26 protein-coding genes, 1 pseudogene and 1 other annotated feature (1 of these 28 only partly in view) are annotated in these 23,342 nt (G+C 36.7%); of the genes and pseudogenes, 13 read left to right on the forward strand and 14 right to left on the reverse strand.

All coding sequences use genetic code 11. From position 1 onward, the window contains the following. Nucleotides 1–186: 186 nt before the first annotated feature. A complete protein-coding gene (locus BCER98_RS05070; RefSeq protein WP_011984010.1) occupies nt 187–735 on the reverse strand; it encodes a hypothetical protein in 549 nt (182 codons plus the stop codon). 302 nt (nt 736–1,037) lie between these two features. Here BCER98_RS05070 and BCER98_RS05075 point away from each other — a divergent pair, with 302 nt between their 5' ends. Next, nucleotides 1,038–1,841 (forward strand): CotO family spore coat protein, encoded by an 804-nt coding sequence (locus BCER98_RS05075; RefSeq protein ID WP_041809527.1) that lies wholly within the window; start codon nt 1,038–1,040, stop codon nt 1,839–1,841. Between the two features lie 58 nt (nt 1,842–1,899). On the opposite strand, the gene BCER98_RS05080 is transcribed toward BCER98_RS05075, so the two are convergent. Further along, on the reverse strand, nt 1,900–2,475 hold the full coding sequence (locus BCER98_RS05080) for a CotY/CotZ family spore coat protein (protein WP_011984012.1): 576 nt from the start codon (nt 2,473–2,475) through the stop codon (nt 1,900–1,902). Nucleotides 2,476–2,596: 121 nt separating this feature from the next. Here BCER98_RS05080 and BCER98_RS05085 point away from each other — a divergent pair, with 121 nt between their 5' ends. Next, nucleotides 2,597–2,956: a DUF1360 domain-containing protein gene (locus BCER98_RS05085; RefSeq protein WP_011984013.1), complete on the forward strand. Its 360-nt coding sequence runs from the start codon at nt 2,597–2,599 to the stop codon at nt 2,954–2,956. Nucleotides 2,957–3,080: 124 nt separating this feature from the next. Further along, the gene (locus tag BCER98_RS05090) at nt 3,081–3,239 is read left to right on the forward strand and encodes a hypothetical protein (RefSeq protein WP_041810262.1); all 159 of its coding nucleotides are present in this window, start codon (nt 3,081–3,083) and stop codon (nt 3,237–3,239) included. A gap of 66 nt (nt 3,240–3,305) precedes the next feature. Here BCER98_RS05090 and BCER98_RS05095 read toward each other — a convergent pair whose 3' ends face one another. The 4 genes from BCER98_RS05095 to BCER98_RS05110 all read right to left on the reverse strand — a co-directional run bounded on the left by BCER98_RS05095 (nt 3,306) and on the right by BCER98_RS05110 (nt 7,202). Then, complete coding sequence (locus BCER98_RS05095; protein WP_011984015.1) at nt 3,306–4,241, reverse strand: glycosyltransferase family 2 protein; 936 nt, start codon at nt 4,239–4,241, stop codon at nt 3,306–3,308. A 22-nt stretch (nt 4,242–4,263) separates the two neighbouring features. Then, entirely contained in the window at nt 4,264–5,019 is a 756-nt protein-coding gene (locus tag BCER98_RS05100; RefSeq protein ID WP_011984016.1) for a class I SAM-dependent methyltransferase, read from the reverse strand. 189 nt (nt 5,020–5,208) lie between these two features. Next, nucleotides 5,209–6,054 (reverse strand): TylF/MycF family methyltransferase, encoded by an 846-nt coding sequence (locus BCER98_RS05105; protein WP_011984017.1) that lies wholly within the window; start codon nt 6,052–6,054, stop codon nt 5,209–5,211. Between the two features lie 125 nt (nt 6,055–6,179). Beyond that, the gene (locus tag BCER98_RS05110; RefSeq protein WP_041809529.1) at nt 6,180–7,202 is read right to left on the reverse strand and encodes a BclA C-terminal domain-containing protein; all 1,023 of its coding nucleotides are present in this window, start codon (nt 7,200–7,202) and stop codon (nt 6,180–6,182) included. A gap of 169 nt (nt 7,203–7,371) precedes the next feature. On the opposite strand from BCER98_RS05110, the gene BCER98_RS05115 reads away from it, so the two are divergent. The 8 genes from BCER98_RS05115 (at nt 7,372) to rfbD (ending at nt 13,795) form a co-directional block, all read left to right on the forward strand. Next, complete coding sequence (locus tag BCER98_RS05115) at nt 7,372–8,433, forward strand: glycosyltransferase (protein WP_219339237.1); 1,062 nt, start codon at nt 7,372–7,374, stop codon at nt 8,431–8,433. Between the two features lie 84 nt (nt 8,434–8,517). Beyond that, nucleotides 8,518–9,204, forward strand: a complete 687-nt coding sequence (locus BCER98_RS05120; RefSeq protein ID WP_011984019.1) for a class I SAM-dependent methyltransferase — start codon at nt 8,518–8,520, stop codon at nt 9,202–9,204. After that, complete coding sequence (locus BCER98_RS05125) at nt 9,201–9,878, forward strand: glycosyltransferase family protein (protein ID WP_011984020.1); 678 nt, start codon at nt 9,201–9,203, stop codon at nt 9,876–9,878. Before BCER98_RS05120 ends, BCER98_RS05125 begins: the two co-directional genes overlap by 4 nt. A gap of 19 nt (nt 9,879–9,897) precedes the next feature. Then, nucleotides 9,898–10,578 (forward strand): glycosyltransferase family protein, encoded by a 681-nt coding sequence (locus BCER98_RS05130; protein WP_011984021.1) that lies wholly within the window; start codon nt 9,898–9,900, stop codon nt 10,576–10,578. 76 nt (nt 10,579–10,654) lie between these two features. Next, nucleotides 10,655–11,392 (forward strand): sugar phosphate nucleotidyltransferase, encoded by a 738-nt coding sequence (locus tag BCER98_RS05135; RefSeq protein ID WP_041809530.1) that lies wholly within the window; start codon nt 10,655–10,657, stop codon nt 11,390–11,392. Between the two features lie 8 nt (nt 11,393–11,400). Then, complete coding sequence (rfbC, locus tag BCER98_RS05140; RefSeq protein WP_011984023.1) at nt 11,401–11,949, forward strand: dTDP-4-dehydrorhamnose 3,5-epimerase; 549 nt, start codon at nt 11,401–11,403, stop codon at nt 11,947–11,949. Nucleotides 11,950–11,960: 11 nt separating this feature from the next. Then, nucleotides 11,961–12,932 carry a dTDP-glucose 4,6-dehydratase gene (rfbB, locus tag BCER98_RS05145; RefSeq protein ID WP_011984024.1) on the forward strand — a complete coding sequence of 324 codons (972 nt, stop codon included), beginning with the start codon at nt 11,961–11,963 and terminating at the stop codon, nt 12,930–12,932. An 11-nt stretch (nt 12,933–12,943) separates the two neighbouring features. After that, a complete protein-coding gene (rfbD, locus tag BCER98_RS05150) occupies nt 12,944–13,795 on the forward strand; it encodes a dTDP-4-dehydrorhamnose reductase (protein WP_011984025.1) in 852 nt (283 codons plus the stop codon). Between the two features lie 202 nt (nt 13,796–13,997). On the opposite strand, the gene exsF is transcribed toward rfbD, so the two are convergent. The 6 genes from exsF to BCER98_RS05180 all read right to left on the reverse strand — a co-directional run bounded on the left by exsF (nt 13,998) and on the right by BCER98_RS05180 (nt 19,496). Next, a complete protein-coding gene (gene exsF, locus BCER98_RS05155) occupies nt 13,998–14,498 on the reverse strand; it encodes an exosporium protein ExsF (protein ID WP_011984026.1) in 501 nt (166 codons plus the stop codon). A 435-nt stretch (nt 14,499–14,933) separates the two neighbouring features. Then, nucleotides 14,934–15,407 carry a CotY/CotZ family spore coat protein gene (locus tag BCER98_RS05160; protein ID WP_011984027.1) on the reverse strand — a complete coding sequence of 158 codons (474 nt, stop codon included), beginning with the start codon at nt 15,405–15,407 and terminating at the stop codon, nt 14,934–14,936. 166 nt (nt 15,408–15,573) lie between these two features. Beyond that, on the reverse strand, nt 15,574–17,628 hold the full coding sequence (locus BCER98_RS05165) for an ATP-dependent helicase (protein ID WP_011984028.1): 2,055 nt from the start codon (nt 17,626–17,628) through the stop codon (nt 15,574–15,576). A gap of 101 nt (nt 17,629–17,729) precedes the next feature. Further along, on the reverse strand, nt 17,730–18,119 hold the full coding sequence (locus tag BCER98_RS05170) for a GNAT family N-acetyltransferase (protein ID WP_041809533.1): 390 nt from the start codon (nt 18,117–18,119) through the stop codon (nt 17,730–17,732). 34 nt (nt 18,120–18,153) lie between these two features. Next, complete coding sequence (locus BCER98_RS05175) at nt 18,154–18,672, reverse strand: YjcG family protein (RefSeq protein WP_011984030.1); 519 nt, start codon at nt 18,670–18,672, stop codon at nt 18,154–18,156. Between the two features lie 92 nt (nt 18,673–18,764). Continuing rightward, on the reverse strand, nt 18,765–19,496 hold the full coding sequence (locus BCER98_RS05180) for an alpha/beta hydrolase (RefSeq protein ID WP_011984031.1): 732 nt from the start codon (nt 19,494–19,496) through the stop codon (nt 18,765–18,767). Between the two features lie 220 nt (nt 19,497–19,716). On the opposite strand from BCER98_RS05180, the gene BCER98_RS05185 reads away from it, so the two are divergent. Together BCER98_RS05185 and BCER98_RS21695 are read left to right on the forward strand one after the other, a co-directional pair. After that, the gene (locus tag BCER98_RS05185; RefSeq protein ID WP_011984032.1) at nt 19,717–20,628 is read left to right on the forward strand and encodes a DMT family transporter; all 912 of its coding nucleotides are present in this window, start codon (nt 19,717–19,719) and stop codon (nt 20,626–20,628) included. A 66-nt stretch (nt 20,629–20,694) separates the two neighbouring features. Further along, nucleotides 20,695–20,790 (forward strand): annotated as a pseudogene (locus BCER98_RS21695) (FtsW/RodA/SpoVE family cell cycle protein); the annotation flags it as partial. Between the two features lie 58 nt (nt 20,791–20,848). On the opposite strand, the gene BCER98_RS05190 reads toward BCER98_RS21695, so the two are convergent. Continuing rightward, complete coding sequence (locus BCER98_RS05190) at nt 20,849–21,238, reverse strand: Ig-like domain-containing protein (protein ID WP_011984033.1); 390 nt, start codon at nt 21,236–21,238, stop codon at nt 20,849–20,851. A gap of 171 nt (nt 21,239–21,409) precedes the next feature. Next, nucleotides 21,410–22,876, reverse strand: coding sequence for a sodium/proline symporter PutP (gene putP, locus BCER98_RS05195; RefSeq protein ID WP_011984034.1), 1,467 nt, complete (start codon nt 22,874–22,876; stop codon nt 21,410–21,412). Between the two features lie 305 nt (nt 22,877–23,181). Further along, nucleotides 23,182–23,342 (forward strand) — a binding site (T-box leader) (it continues 66 nt past the right edge of the window).

Consider the following 23,342-nt stretch of genomic DNA (forward strand, 5'->3'; position numbering starts at 1 on the left):
TTGCATAAGTACTAAAGACTCAGTGGGAAATAAGAAAAAATAAAAACAGATATAAAAAAAACCATTCTAATTTTAGAATGGTATTTTTTTGTTTTATGATTATGAAAAAAGAAAAAGCAATATCTAGAGAAAAGTCTAGATATTGCGTTGTTATTTTTGTAATATACTCTATATTTTTAAGGATGATTAGTCACAGCATAATTTAGATACTGATAGTGAAATTGCAATTTCGACTGAAATTAAACCAGTTGTACGGAAGTATACGCGATCGCCTGGCTCTAGGCAAATTGTATCTTGGAATTTGTCTAATAGAGTGATACCTAAGATTAAGCCTGTTTCGTGAATAACTGAAGAACCATCGCATCTCTCAACTACTAATTGTAGACCGATTGGACTTATTAATTCGATACCGATGCCAACGAATGAGCCAATTAAATATTTGCCACATTCTTCAACACGGATTACACCTCTACTTGGAACAGAAACACCACTTCCAGATTTTGCAACTGTATCTAGTGGCACGATTGAACCACCGCTAAGGTTTAAGCTTGCAGAGATTAAGCTTGCAAGATGAGCTGCTGCTCCATCGCAACATTTTTCTTTTGGTAAACAGTCGTCACAGCAACGTTTACAATTGCTTTTACAGTTACCAGAGCAAGTTTCATGATGAGTAGGCTTTGTATATGTTGGAGTATAAGTTGGACATGGACACGCAAAATTGTTTTGATATGACATTTTCTTTCACCCCCTAATTTGTATCTAATATAGTAAATGCATCTGGGATACTATTGGAAATAGGACGAATGTGTATTTTTAAGAGAAAACGAGCAATTGTGATAGTTACCTATTAAAAGGGGATTTTTCTATGAGCGATAGGTTCGTTTACTAGAAATTTGAGGTGTGTACTAGGTCTTTATCAGATTTTTGTTTCATTGATTAGAGGTGTTAGATGAATTCATCAAATTTCTATGCAAGTTCCATCTAATTGCGAATATACATGTCACAAGAGATGTTTTTTTATGTAGGAGGGATTGGTGGTGAGCAGAAGAAAGAAGGAGCGTACACCGTATCCGACATTATATACAACGCAACCGGATTTTTCGGAGAAAAAATGGAATTTACAAAAAACATTTGTAATAAAGAAAGAAGACGAGAACCTTCGAATAGAAAAGATCAGAAGGGAAATTGCTGAGGCGAAGAGAGCAAGTAAAGAAAAAGCTATGCAGGTATCAAATGAAAAAAGTACAGCTCGAAACGAGGAGAATAAAAATGCAGATTTAATTGTTGCAAGTGAGGAACTAGCGGAAGCAGCTTCAAGCCTTTCTGAACAGAAAGGGAGCAAACAAAAGGAATGGCCTCAATCAGTGGAGGGAAAAAATGAAGCGAAAGAATACGAAGCTTCTAAAAAGCATATAAAACGAAAAGAGGCAGAGAAAGAGGATACATTTCATCAAATGGAGAAAGAGCGAGAGGTAAATATGTATGGCGATCCTCCTCAAATTGAGGAGCAGGTGCGAAATGAAAGAGAGGCAGAAAATATAGAAATAGAACAATCGGAGGGAATAGATAGAGGGCAAAAAAGAGAACGTAGTAAGTCGTTTAAGGATATGGATAATGAAGAAAAAATATTATTCTTAATTGATCGACCTCATTATATTGCTTCTATCCGTTGTCAAATTAAAACAAAACAAGATGTGTTTACGGGATATGTACGCGCATATGAAGGTGGTGAAGTACTGCTGGAAGTAAAGCGCGCACAAGAGACTTTTAATCGTTTAATGCCAAGGGAACTCAGAATTCCAATTGACGAGATTATCTCCATACGGATGATGGCGTTTTAAATACGTGAAAAGGTGGTAGACGAAGCTACCACCTTCATAGTTTGTTTGTTTTACGAAATTAGCAACCGCGAACGTGAGTGTCGCGTAGACATTGGATTGCGCAGAAGCAACTTAAATCAACAGTAATACAGAATTGAGATGCTTTTAAACCGAATTGTAGAACGGACTGATAATCTGGTTTCGTGATGCCATTTGAGTATTGACAAATTAAAAAGCGTGCAGCTAAATTCGTAAAGTCGCTTTTATCAATTGTGTGAAGTAAGCTACCTGCTAATAAATCGCAATCGTCTCCACCTAAAGATTCAACGTCTGGGATTAGCACGCGTAATACAGCACATCCATCTTCGTCAACGCTTTCTACTCGTAGAAATGGAGATGGAAGAGGAACGCTTAATGGTACTTCTTTTGTTGGGATAGAGAAGCAGCTTGCTGGAATAAAGAGGTCACCGCATTTATCAAATAGAACGAACGGACGAGTATTTGCGAATGGTGAGTTGCAATTTGCTCCAAGGAAAGGTGTGTCGCAACCGGTTGGACAATTTTCGCTGATGGAATCTTGTAGTTCATCAATAAATCTTACGACGTCAATGACGCAGTTAGATGGAAAATGATGTTGGTTGTCGTTACAGCTCATGAATTTCACTCCTTATCAAATATGTTTTGGATACATTAATAAGATATTGAGTGTGAGACAATTCGGTTACTGCTATAGAAAGGATTTTTATAAATAGGCAGCTATAAGGAAGTGATATAAGTTGATTGTAAATACTTGGTTACTATTTGTTATATTTGCATTTGCAACTTTTCGGCTCACGCGGCTTATTGTATATGATAAAATTACCGCTTTTTTGCGAGCTCCATTTATTGAAGAGTTAGAAATTACTGAGCCAGATGGATCTGTCTCTACATATACGAAAGTAAGAGGAAAAGGACTACAAAAGTGGATAGGGGAATTATTAAGTTGTCACTGGTGTACTGGAATATGGATGAGCGCATTTTTAATTTGTTTGTATGTTTTGTTTCCGCATGTTGCAGAAATTGTATTATGTATACTAGGGATTGCAGGTCTTGCAGCATTTATTGAAACAATGGTAAGTCGTATAATGGGAGAATAATACGAAGTAGCTTATATAGAAAGAGAATCTCATAGGATGAAGCACACGGAAAATGGGGGAACTGGATAAACAAGTTGTTCATATGATAAAAAGAATCATATTGCAGAAAAGAGGAGAGGGTTATATGAGAAATCACTATCAACAAAATTCATATTCTGCTCAGCAATGGCATCAATATTCTGCACAACAGCAAATGCTACAGCAACAAGGGTTTGTAAAGAAAAAAGGATGTAATTGCGGGAAGAAAAATAATAAAAATAATCAACCAAAAGGAAGATACTAAGCACTCACAAATTCGTGAGTGTTTTTCATTGTATTTGATAACGGAGAGGTAGAATCAAAATTTTATTTACTCGTAGACACGGGTACGATTTAATTCTTGCTGAATGATTTGAAGACAATGAGAGAGCCTGGAATGAGAATCCGGGATACGTTTTATTGTTTCATCTCGCAATGAACTAAATATCCATTGTAGGGCGCAGCGAAGACTTAAGCGATATGTCTTTGTACTTTGGAGAAAACCATAGTTGCGTGCTGTTGTAATGAGATGCGTAAAGTCTTCCGTTCCTTCCAATAATTTATGGTGAATTTGTTGTCCAGGATGGTAGCGTAATGAACTTAACGCTTCTGCTATATAAACGGCTTTTCCTTTTTGTAACAAATGAACCCATGAAGCCATATCGATACTACAATTATATTGCCGGCCACTTAAAGTTCCGAAAGGTTCTGTTAAAAAAGGGCGGCGAAAGAGAACGGTTGTCGGTTCTCCGATTATATTTAAGCTTGTTTGTAGCATTACGTCTCCTAATGCAGTGCCATCTAAAATCGTATCGTTAGGAAAAAGTTGAAAAGTGGGCAGCGCATCTTCAATTTGATTTCCAACTGCATTGATTCTTTTGCGATACGAGGTTACTAGAGCAATTTCATTCTTTACATCTTGTGAAAAGTAATGCATCATACGCTGGATTTTATGAGGGTGAAAGAGGTCGTCATCCATTAGAAAATTGATATAGTTGCCTCTAGCATATTCTAGTAGCATAAGATCATTGTGAAATTGTCCCAATGTAGATTGGTTTCGAATATATATAATGTTGTTATAGTTTGGTAAGTAATGTTGACGTAGGAGAGTTTCCGTTTCTGCATTTGTACTATCATCGCCTATAATAATTTCTATGTTGGAATATGTTTGTGCTAGAGCGCTGTCTAATGCAAGTTTTAAGTAATAAGGTCGATTATAAGTCGGTATTAATATGGATACAAGCGGATCCTCTACTAACGCATTCATAGCATAAATTGCCCCTTTATCGTTATTTTTTCCGTATGACAAGAATATCTTGATAGCTGGTGAATGTTGTTCTCCCGCACCATGATCCATAATAGATAGGCTTTGTAACTTCAAAATTATATTGAGACAAGAGGTTGAGCATCCATTCTTCTGGATAGGCAACAGCAAATTCTGGAATATCTTTATTTACAATATAGCAGTTATCCATTTTATGATAAAAGGGGAGAGTGCTAAGACGAGAAGTCAAGTAATAGGAAGAATCAGGGTTCAATAAGAAGAGTGTCAGCAAACAACGCCCATCTTGTTTTATAACACGCGAAATTTCAGATACATAATGTTCTAGTTCTTTTTCAAGTAAATGTGTAAAGACCGAAGTTAAATAGATAAAATCAAATGTATCATCTTCGTATGGAAATTGAAATTCACTTGCTTTTATAGTTCCATTTGGATTATAGAATTGGTGATATATATTTGCGTGCTGGAAATGAAAGTTTTTATATGTAGGAGAAATGTGAGATTGACACCATGAAATACCGTCTTGAAAAATATCAAATCCATGATAAAGAGCTTTGTCATTTATATATTTTGTTAGGGGTACTGCCATACGTCCAACACCACAACCCACATCTAATATAGATTCATGGCGCTGTAAATTTCCGATTTCAATAAAGTATTTCAAAAATTCTTCTCCGACTTTTTGGAAATCCCCACCAACATAATGGATGAGTTCGGGAGGAGGAAGAAGTTCCTTCTGTGAAAAATCGTTATTTTGTCCCATATATATATACTCCTCATTTCTAAAATTGTTTTTTTGGGCGATTTTAGGCAGTAAGACTCCCATCTCAAAATTCAGAGAGAAGCAAGGAAGATAGGTGGTAGCCTTACTGCTCGTAACAGCCCGATTGGTGAGAGCTCATAATCAGTGAGGGATGAAGAAAACCCCCACTGATGGAAGTTTCAATTTCCTTTATTCTTTCCGCCAATAAGCGCCAAATTGATCAATTTCTGTGAGAGCAAATTTGATTTTTCGCTGCTTTTGAAAATCTGCTACAGCTTCTGCGCAAGGTGGTAGACCATAATCATCAATAATAATAAATCCACCAGTTGAAACTTTATCGTATAAATTGATTAAACTATCCATTGTGGATTCGTACATATCGCCATCGAGGCGAGCGATTGCAATTTTTTCAATAGGAGCTGCTGGTAACGTATCTTTAAACCAACCTTTTAAAAATTTGACCTGATCATCTAATAAATCATATTTTTTGAAATTTTCTTGTACTTGTTCGAGTGAAACGCGTAAGTAATCGAATGTATGTAAATAATCATGATAATCTTGTGGGTATGCTTGAACATTTGGGGCAGGGAGTCCTTGAAAGGAGTCAGCGACCCATACAGTACGATTTGTAATTCCATGTGCCTTTAAAAACCCTCGCATGAAAATACAAGATCCTCCTCGCCATACACCTGTTTCAATAAAGTCTCCCTCAATATTTTCACGTATAACGGTTTCCATTGCGTTTTGTAATTGGTTCATTCGTGTGCGCCCAATCATACTATGAGCTGCTCGTGGCCAATCGTTACCATCTTGTCTTTCCTCTTTTGAAATGACAGGCTTTACAATTTTTAGTTGATGAGCTTCTACATATTGTTTAATAAATAGAGGCAATGGGACAGTAACGGGTTCATAAGGAAGTTCTTCTGTAATGTGTAAGGATGCTGGTAAGTATGGCTCGTATTCTAACCAAATTTCAAATAAAATTGTTTTCTTTAGTAATTCAAGATATAGCTGAACGGCTGCTTCATTTTGCATACGTATTCCCCCTGAAAAATGTCATACAATACTATGATTATGTGAAGGAAATGAAATTCATGAGTGAATAGATAATAAAAAAGACAGTAAAACATATAAATGTCTTACTGTCTATGGGAGAAGGGTTAAGCGATTTTTTCAATAATAATTGTAGCGCTTGTTCCAAGAGCGAGAGATAGACCTAGACCGGTAACAACGGCTTCAACTAAAGAAGGAGTAGTTGTAATTTGCGTAATAGCTTGGAGTACAATAGGTGCGCCCAGTGAAATTAAAGTGGTTCCAGATCCTGGAATAGGCACGCCGTTTACTTGAATTGTGAGGCCGCCTAATAGACTTACAAGTGCGGTGTAGGCAATAACAGTAATTTTATAAAATCCAGTTTCATTAATGATAAAGGTATCGGCATCTAGTTGAGAAATAGCTGTACCAAATTGTGCTCCGACTGTATTAAATGGTATTGGCTCATTTACTCCAAGACCTATACTAATTGTGGAAGAGTTAAAGGCATATAAACCTGCTGGAAGACCTGAACTAGTCGGTCCAGTTGGTCCAGTAATACCAGTCTCTCCTGTAGGTCCAGTCGGCCCAGTTGGCCCAGTCGGCCCAGTAATACCAGTCTCTCCTGTAGGTCCAGTTGGCCCAGTAATACCAGTCTCTCCTGTAGGTCCAGTCGGCCCAGTTGGCCCAGTAATACCAGTTTCTCCTGTAGGTCCAGTTGGCCCAGTAATACCAGTCTCTCCTGTAGGTCCAGTTGGTCCAGTAATACCAGTCTCTCCTGTAGGTCCAGTTGGTCCAGTAATACCAGTTTCTCCTGTAGGTCCAGTTGGCCCAGTAATACCAGTTTCTCCTGTAGGTCCAGTTGGTCCAGTAATACCAGTTTCTCCTGTAGGTCCAGTTGGTCCAGTAATACCAGTTTCTCCTGTAGGTCCAGTTGGTCCAGTAATACCAGTTTCTCCTGTAGGTCCAGTTGGTCCAGTAATACCAGTTTCTCCTGTAGGTCCAGTCGGCCCAGTAACACCAGTTGGCCCAGTCGGTCCTGATGGAAGAGTAAATGGTGGAATAGGCGGTAATGTAGGGCCGATAGTGTCAGGGTCTAGTGCACTAGCTGTTAAAAATTCTTCATCGTTTGAATAATTTTCTTTTGACATAAATTCACCTCCAAAAAGCATTCATTATATAGTAGATGTACAGCATGAACAAAATGACACTGACATATGAATTATTTCTTTTTGGGAAAGTTTTCACTTCTTTCAACATAAACTTGAGTGGGAGAGGGTGAGGATTTTGAGAGATAAGGAAATTACAATTAGCTTATGTATGATTGTGCGAGATGAAGAACAAACAATTGGAAGATGTTTAGATTCTATTCAATCTCTTGTTGATGAAATAATTGTTGTGGATACAGGATCTATTGATCGGACGCAAGAAATTGTTCGGGAATACACACCTCATATATACGAATTTCCTTGGGTGGATGATTTTTCAGCGGCTCGTAATTTTTCTTTTTCAAAAGCGACACAAGATTATATATTGTGGCTCGATGCAGATGATGTCTTATTAGAAGACGCGCAAGAATTGCTAAGAAAATTAAAATGGGAGTTAGATGATAAAGTAGATGCCGTTTCTATGCCATATCACCTCGTAATGGATTCGAATGGAAAACCTTTATATTGTACGAGAAGATATCGGCTCGTTAAGCGAGAGTGTGGATTTGAATGGTTTGGAAAAGTGCATGAATATTTAGCGGTACATGGTGAACTTTTTCAAAGTGAAGTTGCCATTACACATAAAAAGGAGAAAAAGCCAACAAATCGTAATTTGAAGATTTTCCAAAATATCGTAGCAAATGGAGAAGAATTAACTGCTAGAGATATTTTTTATTATGCCAATGAATGTGCAGATCACCAGCGCTATGAAGATGCTGTTTCATTATATGAAGTATTTCTAGAGAAGGAAGAAGGATGGGATGAAGAAAAAATTTACGCGTGTGGGAAGCTGGGGGATTGTTATTTACATTTAGGAAAATGGAAAGAAGCTATATTAGCTTGTACAAGGTCGTTTCAATATTCTATTCCGAGAGGTGAGAATTGTACAAGAGTAGGGGATATATATATGAAACAAGAGAAATATGAAGAGGCTATATTTTGGTATAAGTTAGCAACAGAAGTGCCTGCTCCCCAAGCGAGTCCGTTTTATAGTCCAGCTAGCTATACATGGCTTCCTTATTTGCAAATGTGTATTTGTTATAGTCGTCTAGGGGATCAGGAAAAAGCTCTTTATTATAATGAATTGGCAGCAACTTACGTCCCCAATAATGCAGCTATTGAATATAACAGAACTTACTTTAGAAAGGTATTTAGGCAGGAATATGAGGGATAACATGTAGCGTGAGTGCGTAGAGTATGGTAAGGAACTTAAAATAAGAAGTAAGGTTGTCGATCATTCATAAGGAGGGGAAATAACATGAATAAAGAAGAGTCTCCCTTATATAATGAAAAACCAGATTTTTATTATACAGGAGCAAATCCACATTTACTAAAACATATAAAAAGCGAATGGAAAGAAGTATTAGATATCGGATGTTCTGAAGGTGGATTGGGAGCTGTCATAAAAGAAAAGGGAGCACGTGTGTCAGGGATTGAAGCATTTTCTAATGCGTTTGAAAAAGCAAAGCAGAAATTGGATCATGTTTTGCACGGTGATATTGAAACGATGGAATTGCCATATGAGCATGAACAATTTGATTGTATTATTTTTGGGGATGTGTTAGAACATTTATTTGATCCTTGGGCAGTGATTGAAAAAGTAAAACCATATGTAAAAAAAGGTGGAGTCATTTTAGCGAGTATTCCAAATGTAGCTCATATTTCAGTTATCCAATCATTATTAGCCGGGAATTGGACTTATACAGAATTTGGACTTATGGACAAAACGCATATTCGCTTTTTTACTTTTAATGAAATGCTAAGGTTATTTTTGAAGGCTGGTTTTTCTATACAAGAAGTTGATCGTGTATATGTGCCGTACGATCAAGATGTGCCGCTCATTGAGGATTTGCAGAACATATGCAATAAATATCGATTAGGGAGCGGTTTTTTAGCAGAATCAGTTGTTTATCAGTATGTAATCTTGGCGGAGAAACAAGAATGAATCAGGCGGAGAAAACCATTTTATTTGTTACATGTGTTAACGATCAACAAATGTATGCAAAATGTGTTAAGCATATTATGAATTTAGAAGTGCCAGATTCATACCGCATTGAGTTTCTACCGATTCGAAATGCCAAGAGTATGACAAGCGGATATAATACAGCGATTTCTCATCCGGCAAAATATAAAGTGTATTTACATCAAGATGTGTTTATTATTAATCGAGCATTTTTATATGGAATGATTGAATTATTCACAAAACATGAGAATCTCGGGATGATTGGGATGGTTGGTGCGCAATATGTACCGCAAAATGGCTTATGGAATATTGGAAAAGGGGTTGTGGGGAAGGTAATCGGTTATATGAATGATATTTTCTATATGGCAACATTAGAGAAACCATTTCATGAATCAAAAACATTTATGCCTGTAGAAGCAATTGACGGATTATTAATGGCGACGCAGTATGATATTCCATGGCGGGAGGATTTGTTTGATGGTTTTCATTTTTATGACGTATCGCAATCATTTGAGTTTCGAAAAGCAGGATATACAGTAGGAGTTCCTGTGCAGCGTGATGCATGGTGCATTCACTATCATATTGATTTAAATTTGGATCATTATGAGAAGTACCGCAAAATTTTTGTAGAACATTATATGGAGGAAAAATCGTAAGAGAGAAAGGATTGTAAGCATGCAAGAAAAGACAATATTATTTGTCATTTGTACAAATAATGAGGAACTTTTTGCGCAATGTCAAAGACAGATTCATAATTTATTCGTACCTCCGGGATATCGAATTCAAATTTTACCAATATATGGAGCGAAAAGTATGACAAGCGCATATAACCAAGCAATTTCGCATCCTGCAAAGTATAAAGTGTATTTGCATCAAGATACTTTTATTATTGATCGAAATGTGGCTATTTATTTGATTGATCTTTTTACAAAGAATGAAAAGCTTGGATTAATTGGTGTTGCTGGTTGTCAAAGCCTTCCCGCTAGTGGGATTTGGTGGGAAGGTAAAAACTTAGTCGCACAAGTGATTGAATACCGAGGACAAAATTATCAATTGTTGAATTTAGAGCAACCATTTTATAAGTCAAAGACATTTCTATCTGTGGAAGCAATTGATGGACTATTTATGGCAACGCAATATGATATTCCATGGCGCGAAGATGTATTTGATGGTTTTCATTTTTATGACATTTCCCAATCGATGGAATTTCGAAAAGCGGGATATTTAATTGGAATTTCTACTCAAAAAGCACCGTGGTGTATTCATTATAATGGTGATGAATTTGATGCTGTAGCGTATGAGAAATATAGACGAAAATTTGTAGAACACTATATGAAACCACTATTTTCATTATAAAGTAGTGGTTTCATAGTTAAGTATAGAGATAAGGAATAGATTGATTACTAGTATAAGGAGTAAAGGAGAGATTTGGGTGAAAGGGATTATTTTAGCTGGAGGAACGGGATCGCGGCTATACCCCATTACAAAAGTAACGAATAAGCATTTGCTTCCAGTTGGTCGTTATCCGATGATTTATCATGCTGTTTATAAGATGAAACAATGCGGTATTACCGATATTATGATTGTTACGGGAAAAGAACATATGGGGGATGTTGTTAATTTTTTAGGAAGCGGTCATGATTTTCATGTTTCATTCACGTATCGCGTGCAGGATAGAGCCGGAGGGATAGCTGAGGCGCTCGGACTTTGTGAACAATTTGTTGGAAAAGATCGGATGCTTGTTATACTAGGAGATAATATTTTTTCAGATAATATTTATCCATACGTTCAGGAATATGTGAAGCAAGAAAAAGGAGCAAAGGTATTATTGCAGGAAGTGGAAGATCCAGAGAGATTTGGAGTCCCGGTTATACAAAATGATAAAATTATTGAAATTGAAGAAAAGCCTAAAAAACCGAAAAGTTCATATGCAGTGACAGGAATTTATATGTATGACGCTGAGGTGTTTTCGTATATTAAGCAATTAACACCTTCAGAAAGAGGAGAGCTTGAGATTACGGATTTAAATAATCGGTATTTGAAACGTGGCTTATTATCTTATAATATTATGTCTGGTTGGTGGACAGACGCAGGAACACATGCATCATTGCAGAGAGCAAATGCATTAGCGTGTCATTTAGATTTTGGTCAACAATTTAATGGGGAATAGGTGGGTATATGGAAATAGTTGAAACACATTTTCAGCATGCTTTATTATTACAACCTCGTTTATTTGAAGATCATCGTGGTTTTTTTACAGAAAGTTATAATTGGAAAGAGTTTCAAAAATTAGGCGTTTCTTATTCGTTCATTCAAGATAATCTTTCATTTTCAGCGAAGGCCGGCACAGTGCGTGGTTTGCATTTTCAGAAAGAGCCGAAAGCACAAACGAAATTAATTCAAGTATTAAAAGGGGCAATCTATGATGTTATTGTGGATTTACGCGTTTCCTCTCCAACATATAAAGAGTGGAAAGGCTTTATATTAAGTGAAGAAAATCATAGACAGCTTCTTGTGCCAAAAGGTTTTGCTCATGGATTTTGTACGCTCGTGCCAAATACACTCGTCATGTATAAAGTAGATGAATATTATAGTTCAGATCATGATGATGGATTATATTGGAATGATGAAAGCTTGGCGATTACATGGCCGGTCAGTGAACCGATTCTTTCAGAAAAAGATAAAGCGTTGCCTACATTTGACCAATATCATGATTGTTTTAAGTAGAGGTGTTGGATATGAATATATTCGTAACTGGTGGAGCAGGTTTTATTGGAAGTAACTTTATTCGTTATATATTACGGACGCATCAGACATATCGTATCATTAACTACGATCTTTTAACATATAGTGGGAATCTTGACAATTTGCAATCTGTTCATCAAGATTCTCGTTATTTTTTTGTACAAGGAGATATTCAAAATCGAGAACTTGCCCAAAAAGTAATTTTGCAACATCGTATCGATTGTATTATTAATTTTGCAGCAGAATCACATGTAGATCGAAGTATTGAAAACTCAACTCCCTTTTTCAATACAAACGTAATGGGAACAGTCGCATTGTTAGAAATAGTGAAAGAGTATCCGCATATAAGAATGCTTCAAGTTTCAACAGATGAAGTGTATGGGTCGTTAGGAAATAAGGGGCTTTTCACAGAAACGACACCACTAGCGCCAAGTAGCCCATATTCTTCAAGTAAAGCAAGTGCAGATATGATTGCTCTTTCTTATTTCAAAACATATGGAACGCACGTCTCAATTACACGTTGTTCAAACAATTATGGCCCGTATCAATATCCTGAAAAGTTAATTCCGCTTATGATTATTCAAGCGTTAAAAGGAAAACAGTTGCCTGTATATGGAGATGGAAAAAATGTTCGTGATTGGCTTCATGTAGAAGATCATTGCCGAGCTCTTGATGCGGTTATGCATAGAGGAAAAGCAGGAGAAGTATATAATATTGGAGGGAATCAGGAAAGAACAAATATAGAAGTGGTGCGAAGTATACTACAGCAACTTGGAAAGTCAGAAACAGCCATTGAATTTGTAGCAGACCGCCTTGGACATGATAGGCGTTATGCAATTGATGCAAGTAAAATAAAGAAGGAACTAGGATGGAGTCCGACTTATACATTTGAAGAAGGTTTAAGGGAAACGATTGAGTGGTATTGTGAGAATGAATTATGGTGGAGCCGACTACAACAAAAATAAGGAGCGACTGTATGAAGAAGATCAAAGTCTGTATTACAGGAGCTAACGGTCAGTTAGGGAAAGAATTGCAAGAAGTATTTACGCTTGATAAATATGAAGTGCATCCCTTAGGAAAAGATGTTTTAGATGTAACGAAAATGGAAGACGTGATGAGGCTGATGCAACAACTGCAGCCAGATATCGTTATTCATGCTGCTGCTTATACAAAAGTGGATAAAGCGGAAGACGAGCAAGCATTGGCTTTTTTAGTCAATGCAATTGGAACAAGAAATATCGCAGTTGCTGCACAAGAGTACAATGCAAAGCTTGTTTATATTAGTACAGATTATGTGTTTTCAGGTGATCAAAAAGAAGGATACCATGAATTTCACGCTACAGCACCTATCAATATATATGGTCATTCAAAGTTAGCGGGGGAACAATTTGTCCAAAGTCTACATCACAGGTACTTTATTGTTCGGACTTCCTGGCTATATGGAAAGTATGGGCATAATTTTGTGAAGACGATTCTTCGCTTAGCGGATGAGAGAGAGGAAATATCAATCGTTTCCGATCAAATTGGTTCACCAACATATGCTGGGGATTTAGCTCGTATGATTGAAAAATTAGTAGAAACGAATTTATATGGTATCTATCATGTGTGTAATAGCGGATCATGTTCTTGGTATGAATTTGCAAAGAACGCATTACAAATAATGCGAAAAGATGTGAAAGTTCATCCTATAACGACAAAAGACTATGGAGCAAAAGCAAAGAGACCTCAGTACTCTATTTTGAAAAATCATATGATAGAATTAAATGGTTTTCCTATTTTGAGAGGATGGAATGAGGCGTTGGCACAATGTATAGAGAGAATAAAGTGAAACTTTAATCAGTGGGGTTTTCTTCATCCCCCACTGATTATGAGTCCTCACCAATCAGGCTGTTACGGGTAGCTCTACTCCCACCTATCTTCCTTGCTTCTTTCTGAATCTTGAGGTGGGAGCCTTACTGCCCTAAAATAGCGGGATAAAGTAAAAAGAAAAAGCGGCTTTCGAAAAATCTTTTCGAAAGCCGCTTTTTTTATTAACCAATTTGTGCCACAGTTAATGCGGCAGCACGAACATCAACGCTTCCAATCACTTCAACAGGAACAATTTGAATAAGGTTACCAGGGTTCAAATTAATAAGAATTACACCGCTAGAAACATCAACTTCACCAGTGCCTACGATATTAGAACGAACTGCAGTTCCTGAACCAGGAATAATATTATCCAGTGTATTTAAAGTTAAAAAGAATCGAGCAGCCTCTGGAGTAACTGGAACATTATCAAGACTAATCGTCAATGTATAACTAATTTGATAAATACCTGCTCTTTCAATTCGAATTCCAGCTCCTGTGCTAACAGTATCATTCAATACAGGTACACTAATATTTGGATTTGGATTTGTGCTAGGTAATGCTAGAGGAATGCCTAATGTTGCAAATTGAGGTGCTGAAGCATTAAATGCAAAACCGAAAGCGGGTAGTGTATCGACTGGAACGTTGGGGCAAAATTGAGTAGGCTTACAATCCCAAGAAGACATATTTTTCACTCCTTTACTTGTTCTACTGTTATTTAATGAATTAAATCATGTTCCTGCCATAGACAGGTTCCTAATTTTTGTAAAAAATACTCAAAAATAATGTGAATGATATCGAAAGTAGGAGGAAAAGGCTTTGATTTTAATGCAGGACAAATAAAGTGAAACTTTAATCAGTGGGGGGTTTCTTCATTCCCCACTGATTATGAGCCCTCACCAATCGGGCTGTTACGGGTAGCCCTTGCTACTCTTTGAACCCTTGAGGTGGGAGTCTTATTGCCCTAAAATAGCGGGATAAATCAAGATGGAGAAGGAGTCCTGTTTATGCAAGTTGTATTGTTAAGAGTCTCGCTTTCTAATAAATGATCATTACGGAAACAGTGATGGGGTGGTATCGTTCTACCACCCCAATTGTTCGGTAACATATACGTCGTTACATTAAATAGAGACATCTCGTAAGCATTGGATACCACAGAAACACTTTAAATCAACAGTAATACAAGCAGTTGTCGCACGCAATGAAGCATTTGGAACATTTAAAAATGTACAAATTGGGTTATCGCTTGTATCTGGTTCGCCTCCTACAAATACGGCTAAAACACGCAATACGGCACAGCAATCATCATCTACACTTTCAACACGGAATATAGGGGATAGGCAGCTTGTAATAGATCCTGATGGAGCGAATGCTTCAAACGGTGTTCCGGATTTGGTAAATAAAACAAAAGGTCTTGTATTGGCAACTCTTGCGTCATTATTTGGCCCTAAAAAGGGAACTTCGCAACCTGTTGAACAGGTTGTAGTTGCACATTCTTGTAACTCATGTATAAAACGTACTACATTACATACACAATTAGAATCAAAATTCGAATCAAAATCGTGAGGATGCTCCTCGTGACAGTTGCAGCTCATTCTGTTCACTCCTTATCGTGTGTTCTGACATACACTATTACAATATGAATGGAATAGGATTGATATTACGCTAATTCATACGATAAAAGCATGAATTTTTCATTTAAAATAGAGAGGCATTAGGAAGAATGAGACGTACAAGAAGTAAAAAAGACACCTAGTGCATTTAAGAAGGTGTCTTTTTTGGTAACGTGATATATAAAAAACGAGATATGTCTAATTTTTTCCCTCTAAAAAATTGTGGAGAGGAAATATACAGTTCTTCTTTTGCACGCGTAATGGCAACATACATCAATCTTCGTTCTTCTTCTAACGCTTCAGAAGAATCTGTTGGGCGATCGTTTGCATCTTTTAAAGAGGAGGAATGTGGCAATATGCCATCGCTTGCGCCGAGCAAAAAGACACAAGGGAACTCAAGGCCTTTTGCATTATGAATGGACATGAGTGATACGGCGTCTTTTTGTGGTTTTGTTTTTAATGCTTCCATTTCTTTTTGATTTTGAATCGCCGCATGAACAAATTCTAAATAAGCGGGAATATCGGTAAAACGATTGGCAGACTCGATGAGTTCTTCCAGCATTTCTTCCTGAATATCTTTATGCATCGTAAAGGAAGAACGATCGTTGTTCTGCAAGTATTCTAAATATTTCCCTTTTCCTTTAATAATCTCTTTTAGTGCTTTTTTTGGTTCCAGCTCTTTTATAAACTTAATAAAATCGATTTTGTCATTCAGTTTTTTCACTTGAAATGATTTTAAATTTGGATTCAGCAGTAGGAAATGAAGAAGGGAAGGGAATCTTCCTTCACCATATTTCCACTTTTCACGTTCAATAAAAGAGAGGCAATCATCACGCCCAATATACATTGTTGGCAATATGCTTGCCAGTGCCTCCATCTGAAACGGTTCGTATGCTAAGCGCAAATGATCAAGCACAGGCTTAATTAAAGAATGTTCATAGAATGATTGACTGGCGCCGTACTTAATAAACGGTACTTTATGAATGGTAAGTTGATCGAGTAACGAGCGACTTACAGAATGTGTACGATATAATAAACAAAAGTCTTTATATGAACGTTCACCGCTTGATACTTTATCTTGAATCAATTGCAGAATTTGGTTTGCTTCATCAAGTGTCGTAGCAGGGCGAGCGTAAAATGGACGCATTCCTTCTTCATGCACAGAATATAATTCTTTATGGAAACGCTCTTGATTCAGCTTGATGACTTCATTTCCAAGTCCAACGATAAATGGATTGGAACGGTAATTTGTATTTAACGCAATGATTGTTGTATCATCAAATTCTTTTGGAAAGGATAATATAATTTGATGACTGGCACCGCGCCAACCATAAATCGCTTGATCATCATCACCTGCGATAAATAAATTATTTTGTGGTGCAGCTAATAATTTTACAATCTCATATTGTGCGTAAGAGGTATCTTGAAATTCATCGACTTCAATATATTGGAAACGCTCTTGTAATTGCATGAGCAAAGGAGCGTTATTTTCAAGCATATAGAAGGTTTCAAGCAGAATATCATCAAAATCAATATAGCCGTATTTTTGCTTCACTTCTTCATAGCGTTCATATACTTCGCGAAATTCTTGCTCAACAGGTGTTTTTGCTTGTACATCTTTCGGACGATGTAATTTATTTTTTTCAAGTGAAATCATGGCGAGCATCGTTTCGGCATCATAAGCATCTTTTAAGCGCAATTCTTTTAAGATTTTCTTAATCATAATTTGTTTATGTTTTTCATTTGCTAAAATTTGCTGATTATATCCTTGACTACGCAATAATTTTAAAAAGACAGAATGAAACGTTCCTGCCACAACATAGCTACTTGCAGCATGATTCATACCTGGTAAACTAGCAACGCGACTTCGAATTTCTTCCGCTGCTTTTTGTGTAAAGGTTAATAACAAAATATTGCGTGGATGAACTTTTTTTACATTTACTAAATAACCAACGCGCGTGGTTAAAACAGAGGTTTTTCCACTCCCAGCACCAGCTAAAGTTAGGACAGGACCTTCTGTTGCTCGCACTGCTTCTAATTGTTTCTCATTTAAATAAACGCCTTGCTGTTCTAAAGCGCGAAAATAAGCGGCATCTGCATCATGCTCCATAATTAAATGGGAAGATGTCTTAGGAATATGATATGTCGCTTGGGGAACGTCGGCGTGTGTTAATAATTTTTGTGAAAATTTTTCCTGAGTCATACATTCACCTTCAAATTTATAGCATCAACTTTTAACTTTAGCGGAAGAAAAAGAAAATAGCAATGTAAAAAACAGGAGGAATGACCTCCTGTCTTCAAAAGTTATAATTTTTTTATCATGATCACATGCGGTATATTTGCTTCTAAAAAAATATCAGAAACAGTTTGGTATTCTAATCTTTTATAGAAAGGTTCCGCATGTGTTTGCGCATGAAGTTTGAGTTTTGGTATTGCTTCTTCCTTGGCATATGTTTCGCGTGCATCCATAATGAGTTTTCCAATTCCTTTTTTTCGATAGGAAGGGAGAACACATATGCGCTCTATTTTCCCGATACCATCTACCATACGCAAGCGCCCAGCTCCAACGGGAATGTCGATATCGTATATGACAACATGTTTGGCGATTTCTTCAAATTGATCATATTCTTCTTCAGCAGATACATGCTGTTCTTTCACAAAGACTTGTCTACGCACAGAGAATGCATCTTTCAGTTGTTAATCTGTTTGGACAAGTTGTGCCTTCAAATTATTTGCTCCCTTTCCCAAGGTGAAAGGTTTCGTGTACATTCCACGTTTCGTTTTCTAATTGATACAGGAGATGGAAACGATCGATTGTTTGTTCATAATAAAAATCTTTCATGCGCAAACGTCCTAAAATGTCAGCGTGCTCAGCGTCCGATAACTTTTGGGCAATTGTTAAATGTGGTACGAAAGCATACTCGCGTTCTTGTGTAAGGAACCCTTTATGCATTTCTTCATTTAAGAATGTCAGTTCAGGTGTTTTTTCAACTTTAAAATAAATAACATTATTAACAGGGGCAAATGAGCCTACCTTTCCAACATGAAGGGTGAAAGGATTCGTTTTATTTGCAATTGTACGCAATTCTTTCACAATCGTTTCTAATTGTTCTTCTGGTGCTTCAAAGGGTGCCTTTAATGTGATATGTGGCGGAACTAATGCATAATGTGGATCATAGCGCTTACGCAACCCGTTCGCTTTATCTTGAATCATTTTTGACGGAAAGATTACAATGCCTAGTTTCATTTCTCAATTCCTCCCTTTGTAAGTCTAGTTAGATTTTAAAGAAAACAAATCTTTTTTATATTATATCAAATAATTCAGAATACTGCTGGGTATTATTTCATTGATAGAATATGAGCAAAGGCCTTTGGTAAATCCATTTGCCAATATTTCCATGTATGATTCCCTTCAAACTCTTCGTAATGTGTAATGAAATTTCTTTCAGTCAGCAATGCATGTAGTTTTCGATTCGGTTCAACGAAATCGGAAACTTGTCCATCAGTTCTTTCTACAGCTGTTTCCTCTGTCCCAATGACATGATAAATATCCAATGCCTCGGGCTCTTTAAACTCTCGCACAAGGTTTAATACCGTTTCATCTACAAATGGAGATTGCATAACAACTTTACCAAATGTATGCGGATACATAAGTGCTGTCATAAAGGATACTGTACCGCCAAGTGAGTCTCCTATTAATACGCGACCTTTTCCCATCTGATATGTTGGATAATTTGCATCAATATACGGTGCTAATTCATGAGCAAGAAAGCGAATATATGCGTTATTTTTCACTTCATTTGGAAAATATTTCTCCTTACGGTCGTGTACATTTTTATATGGAATCCCGACAATAATGGTACGGTCAATTTCTTCGTTTTCACGAAGGCGTTCAAGTGCACGATGTGCCTTCCCAAGTTGAAAATAATCTTTTCCATCTTGTGCAATAACGACAGTATGTTTATAAAGAGGTGTGTAATGAGTCGGTAAGTAGACGAGCAGTGTCATCTCTTCTTGAAGTGCTGTACTGAAAAATGAAATTTCTTCGATTTTCCCTATTGCCTGGTTCATGTAAATCCCCCTAAATAAAAATAGCGTATAGATATCCATTCCTTTTCCGACATATGAATCTAAGTAGCAATGATAGCTGCATGCTCTTTTCTACTTGAATATGTATGTCATTTTATATTTTACCATAATAATAGAAAGAATCTAAAAAATTAGTATTTCAGTAAGGGAAGAAAAAAGCTATAATGAAGTTTGATTTTGATAGAGGGAGGGGGCAATTCATATGAAAAAGGATAAATCAATCGCACTGCCATTAGCAGTTTCTATTATAGCAATCTCATTTGCAGCTATTTTCGTGAAGATGTCTTCAGCGCCATTTTCTATTTTAAGTATGTATCGCTTATGGATTATCACTTTCATTATGCTACCTATTGCGTGGAGGAAAAGGGAAGAATTTCACAGAATTCAACAGAAAGACTGGTATTTTTTAATCGGATCAGGATTTTTTTTAGCGCTGCATTTTTTATTATGGTTTGCCTCTTTAAAGTTGACAACAGTTGCAAGCGCGACAATCATTTTAGCACTCCAGCCCATTGTATCCTTAGTAGGCGGTTTCTTTCTATTTAAGGAACGAACAACATATTCAGCAATAATCACGATGGGAATTGCTATTTTAGGTGTCATGTGTATTGGATGGGGGGATTTAGGATTAAGTAAGAAAGCGATACTAGGAGATCTTTTATCATTTTTAAGTGTCATCGCAGTCGTTGGTTATTTATTTATCGGTCAAACAACGGTGAAGAAAGTATCGCATTGGATTTATAGCTTTACTGTTTTTACATTTGCAGGTCTTTTTATGGCCGTTTATAACATAGTGATGAATGTACCATTTACAGGATATTCAGCATGGGACTGGTGGATTTTTCTTTTACTTGCCATTGTACCAACAGCTTCGCATATGATTAATAACTGGTTGCTAAATTACGTGAATGCTACGACGATTTCAATGAGCATATTAGGAGAACCAGTTGGTGCATCGATACTTGCATTTTTCTTACTTGGAGAAAAGCTAAATAGTATGCAAATCATCGGCAGCGTCTTTGTCCTATTTGGTGTATTTCTTTTCTTATTACAAGAACAAAAGCGAAGATCAAAAGGGCCAGTGAACGAAGCTGTATATACACAAGAATTGTAAGTGCTAGATTCATTATACTGATATGAGGTATGGTGAATCTTTTTAGAGTGTAAAAAAATATCATATAGTGGAATGACTCTTTTTGTAGTTCAGTTCATTTATAACATTGGAATGATCTTAGGGATACTACCAATTATTTCTATATCATTACCTTTCTTTAGTGAAAAGTAAAAATCCTTAAATCCAAATTAAAAAAAGCGGCTTTTGAAAACCGCTTTTTTTAATTTGGATTTGTCATATACGGTTGTACGTGTACGATGCATAAATCACGAAACTTTCCTTCAGTCGATGTTACGATAATGACGGCTCTTCCAGCTGATTTTCCTGTAATGGTGACCGTATTTCCTTTTGGAGATAATGTGATAATGTTCGAGTTCATATTTGTCCATATTACCTCTTTATTAGTTGCGCTCTCTGGCAAAACAGAAGCTGATAATTCGATGCTTTGTCCAGCTTTGATCTTCAATTTCTGTTTTTGTATATGAACACCAATTACGGGAACAACAGAAGGAGTGATGGAAAAGTTTCGTTGGATGTTGAGACAGGAAGCAGAAGTATTTGTGATAGGTGCAAGTTTTCTTATGTTTTGCGGTTGTAAAGATGCCAGCATGTGGAAGTCTCCTTTCTGTATAAGTATCGATAGTCATACTATAAAGGAAGAGTGTTATGGTACATTTAATGAAACATAAAGAATTTGTTAATTTAAGGAAGAAAATTGTCGAAGTACCCACGAGATGAAAAGAACCTCCACCTTTATAAGAGGGAGGTTCTTATTTGTTGCTTATGCAGTTTTCTCAAATTCTTCAAACTGCTTTTCGACTTCTTTTGAAGGTGTTGTGAATAAGCTGACAACCACAATGACAAGCAAGCTGACTGCGAACCCTGGAATCATTTCATATAAGAAGTCTTTTAAAAATGGAAATTGCGTCCATGTAATAACAGTTGCCGCTCCAGCAATCATACCAGCTAGCGCCCCCCATTTTGTCATGCGCTTCCAATATAAACTTAATAAAATAGCAGGACCAAATGAAGAGCCGAAACCAGCCCACGCATATCCAACAAGTGCTAGAATTGTATCGTTTTGTTTATATGCCAATCCGCATCCGATCAGTGCAATAATGAGAACCGCCATACGACCGACAAAAACAAGTTCTTTATCAGAAGCAGAACGTTTAAAGAATGTTCTATATAAGTCCTCTGTTACTGCGCTTGAAGTAACGAGAAGTTGAGATGAGATTGTACTCATAATTGCTGCCAAAATGGCGGCTAATAAAAATCCAGTAATGAGTGGATGGAATAAAATCCGTCCTAATTCAAGGAAAATTGTTTCCGGATTAGCTAATGTTAAATCATATTTTGAATAATAAGCAATACCAATAAGACCGGTAAACATAGCTCCAATAACAGAGAAAACCATCCAGCTCATACCAATTCGGCGTGCGCTTTTAATTTCTTTAACAGAAGAAATAGCCATAAAGCGTACGATAATATGAGGTTGTCCAACATAACCAAGACCCCATGCAAATAAGGATATAATGCCTAATACAGAAGTACCTTTAAATATATCTAACAATGTTGGATCGATGGATTGAATGGTATGAAATGCAGAACCAAGTCCATTTACATTCATGATTGTTACGGTTGGAACAAGAATAAGTGCTACTACCATAATGATACCTTGCACGAAGTCTGTCCAGCTTACTGCTAAGAAACCACCAAATAATGTGTAAGCGACAACAACACCTGCGACAATGAATAATCCAATATGATAGTTAATACCAAATGAATTTTGGAATAAGACCGCACCTGAAACCAATCCAGAAGCTACATAGAAAGTAAAGAAAATCATAATAACAAGTCCAGATACAAGTCGTAACATATGAGATTTGTCGTGGAAACGATGTTCTAAAAATTCTGGGATAGTAATAGAGTTATTTGCAATTTCAGAGTAGATACGTAAGCGAGGAGCAACATAGATCCAGTTTGCGTATGCGCCAAGTGTTAGGCCAATCGCAATCCAGCTGCTGCTTAATCCAACGCTAAACATTGCACCGGGTAAGCCCATTAAAAGCCAACCGCTCATATCGGATGCTCCAGCACTTAAGGCTGTTACTGCGGGGCCTAGTGTACGCCCGCCAAGCATATAATCTGTTAAGTTGGATGTTTGTTTATAGGCGAAATAGCCAATTAGTAACATCCCGAGCATGTAGATAGAGATCGAAGTTAAAGTTAACATCTGCGTACTCATGTAGTTCCCCTTCCTTTTGTAATGTCTGTTGATGAATTTACATATTTATAATCTAGCATGATTATGGTAGAAAATCCACATATAAATACGAATTTTCAGAAATGTAAGCGTTTTTTGATAAGGTTTTACTTTTAGAATATACAATTTTCTGACATGAAACCTTTGTTTTAATAGAGTATTTATTATATTTACATAAAAATAGGTTGTTTTGTCAATATAATATTGAATGAATGAAAAAATAAAATTTTTTAAAAGGTATCGACTTATAAGAAAAATGAGAATTATAACAAATGCAACTTAACAAAATATAAGCGTTGATGAAGAGGAGTATATATTATGAACATGTCAGAGAGCTGATGGATGGTGCAAATCAGTATGGAATGGACTTCGGAGCTTCCAAACCGAACCGAAAGAAGTAGGCTTTGGCGACATGATCTCATCGATATAAGAGACACGTATTATGTTT

The sequence above is a fragment of the Bacillus cytotoxicus NVH 391-98 genome, assembly GCF_000017425.1.
Taxonomy (GTDB): domain Bacteria; phylum Bacillota; class Bacilli; order Bacillales; family Bacillaceae_G; genus Bacillus_A; species Bacillus_A cytotoxicus.

Bases quoted from the DNA above. Each gene is read 5' to 3' on its own strand.
- BCER98_RS05160 (WP_011984027.1), bottom strand. From the start codon at position 15,407: ATGAGCTGCAACTGTCACGAGGAGCATCCTCACGATTTTGATTCGAAT.
- putP (WP_011984034.1), bottom strand. From the start codon at position 22,876: ATGAGTACGCAGATGTTAACTTTAACTTCGATCTCTATCTACATGCTC.
- BCER98_RS05175 (WP_011984030.1), bottom strand. From the start codon at position 18,672: ATGAAACTAGGCATTGTAATCTTTCCGTCAAAAATGATTCAAGATAAA.
- BCER98_RS05185 (WP_011984032.1), top strand. From the start codon at position 19,717: ATGAAAAAGGATAAATCAATCGCACTGCCATTAGCAGTTTCTATTATA.
- BCER98_RS05180 (WP_011984031.1), bottom strand. From the start codon at position 19,496: ATGAACCAGGCAATAGGGAAAATCGAAGAAATTTCATTTTTCAGTACA.
- BCER98_RS05090 (WP_041810262.1), top strand. From the start codon at position 3,081: ATGAGAAATCACTATCAACAAAATTCATATTCTGCTCAGCAATGGCAT.
- BCER98_RS05110 (WP_041809529.1), bottom strand. From the start codon at position 7,202: ATGTCAAAAGAAAATTATTCAAACGATGAAGAATTTTTAACAGCTAGT.
- BCER98_RS05095 (WP_011984015.1), bottom strand. From the start codon at position 4,241: ATGAATGCGTTAGTAGAGGATCCGCTTGTATCCATATTAATACCGACT.
- BCER98_RS05115 (WP_219339237.1), top strand. From the start codon at position 7,372: ATGATTGTGCGAGATGAAGAACAAACAATTGGAAGATGTTTAGATTCT.
- BCER98_RS05070 (WP_011984010.1), bottom strand. From the start codon at position 735: ATGTCATATCAAAACAATTTTGCGTGTCCATGTCCAACTTATACTCCA.
- BCER98_RS05130 (WP_011984021.1), top strand. From the start codon at position 9,898: ATGCAAGAAAAGACAATATTATTTGTCATTTGTACAAATAATGAGGAA.
- BCER98_RS05190 (WP_011984033.1), bottom strand. From the start codon at position 21,238: ATGCTGGCATCTTTACAACCGCAAAACATAAGAAAACTTGCACCTATC.
- BCER98_RS05165 (WP_011984028.1), bottom strand. From the start codon at position 17,628: ATGACTCAGGAAAAATTTTCACAAAAATTATTAACACACGCCGACGTT.
- BCER98_RS05100 (WP_011984016.1), bottom strand. From the start codon at position 5,019: ATGGGACAAAATAACGATTTTTCACAGAAGGAACTTCTTCCTCCTCCC.
- rfbC (WP_011984023.1), top strand. From the start codon at position 11,401: ATGGAAATAGTTGAAACACATTTTCAGCATGCTTTATTATTACAACCT.
- rfbB (WP_011984024.1), top strand. From the start codon at position 11,961: ATGAATATATTCGTAACTGGTGGAGCAGGTTTTATTGGAAGTAACTTT.
- BCER98_RS05120 (WP_011984019.1), top strand. From the start codon at position 8,518: ATGAATAAAGAAGAGTCTCCCTTATATAATGAAAAACCAGATTTTTAT.
- exsF (WP_011984026.1), bottom strand. From the start codon at position 14,498: ATGTCTTCTTGGGATTGTAAGCCTACTCAATTTTGCCCCAACGTTCCA.
- rfbD (WP_011984025.1), top strand. From the start codon at position 12,944: ATGAAGAAGATCAAAGTCTGTATTACAGGAGCTAACGGTCAGTTAGGG.
- BCER98_RS05105 (WP_011984017.1), bottom strand. From the start codon at position 6,054: ATGCAAAATGAAGCAGCCGTTCAGCTATATCTTGAATTACTAAAGAAA.
- BCER98_RS05080 (WP_011984012.1), bottom strand. From the start codon at position 2,475: ATGAGCTGTAACGACAACCAACATCATTTTCCATCTAACTGCGTCATT.
- BCER98_RS05125 (WP_011984020.1), top strand. From the start codon at position 9,201: ATGAATCAGGCGGAGAAAACCATTTTATTTGTTACATGTGTTAACGAT.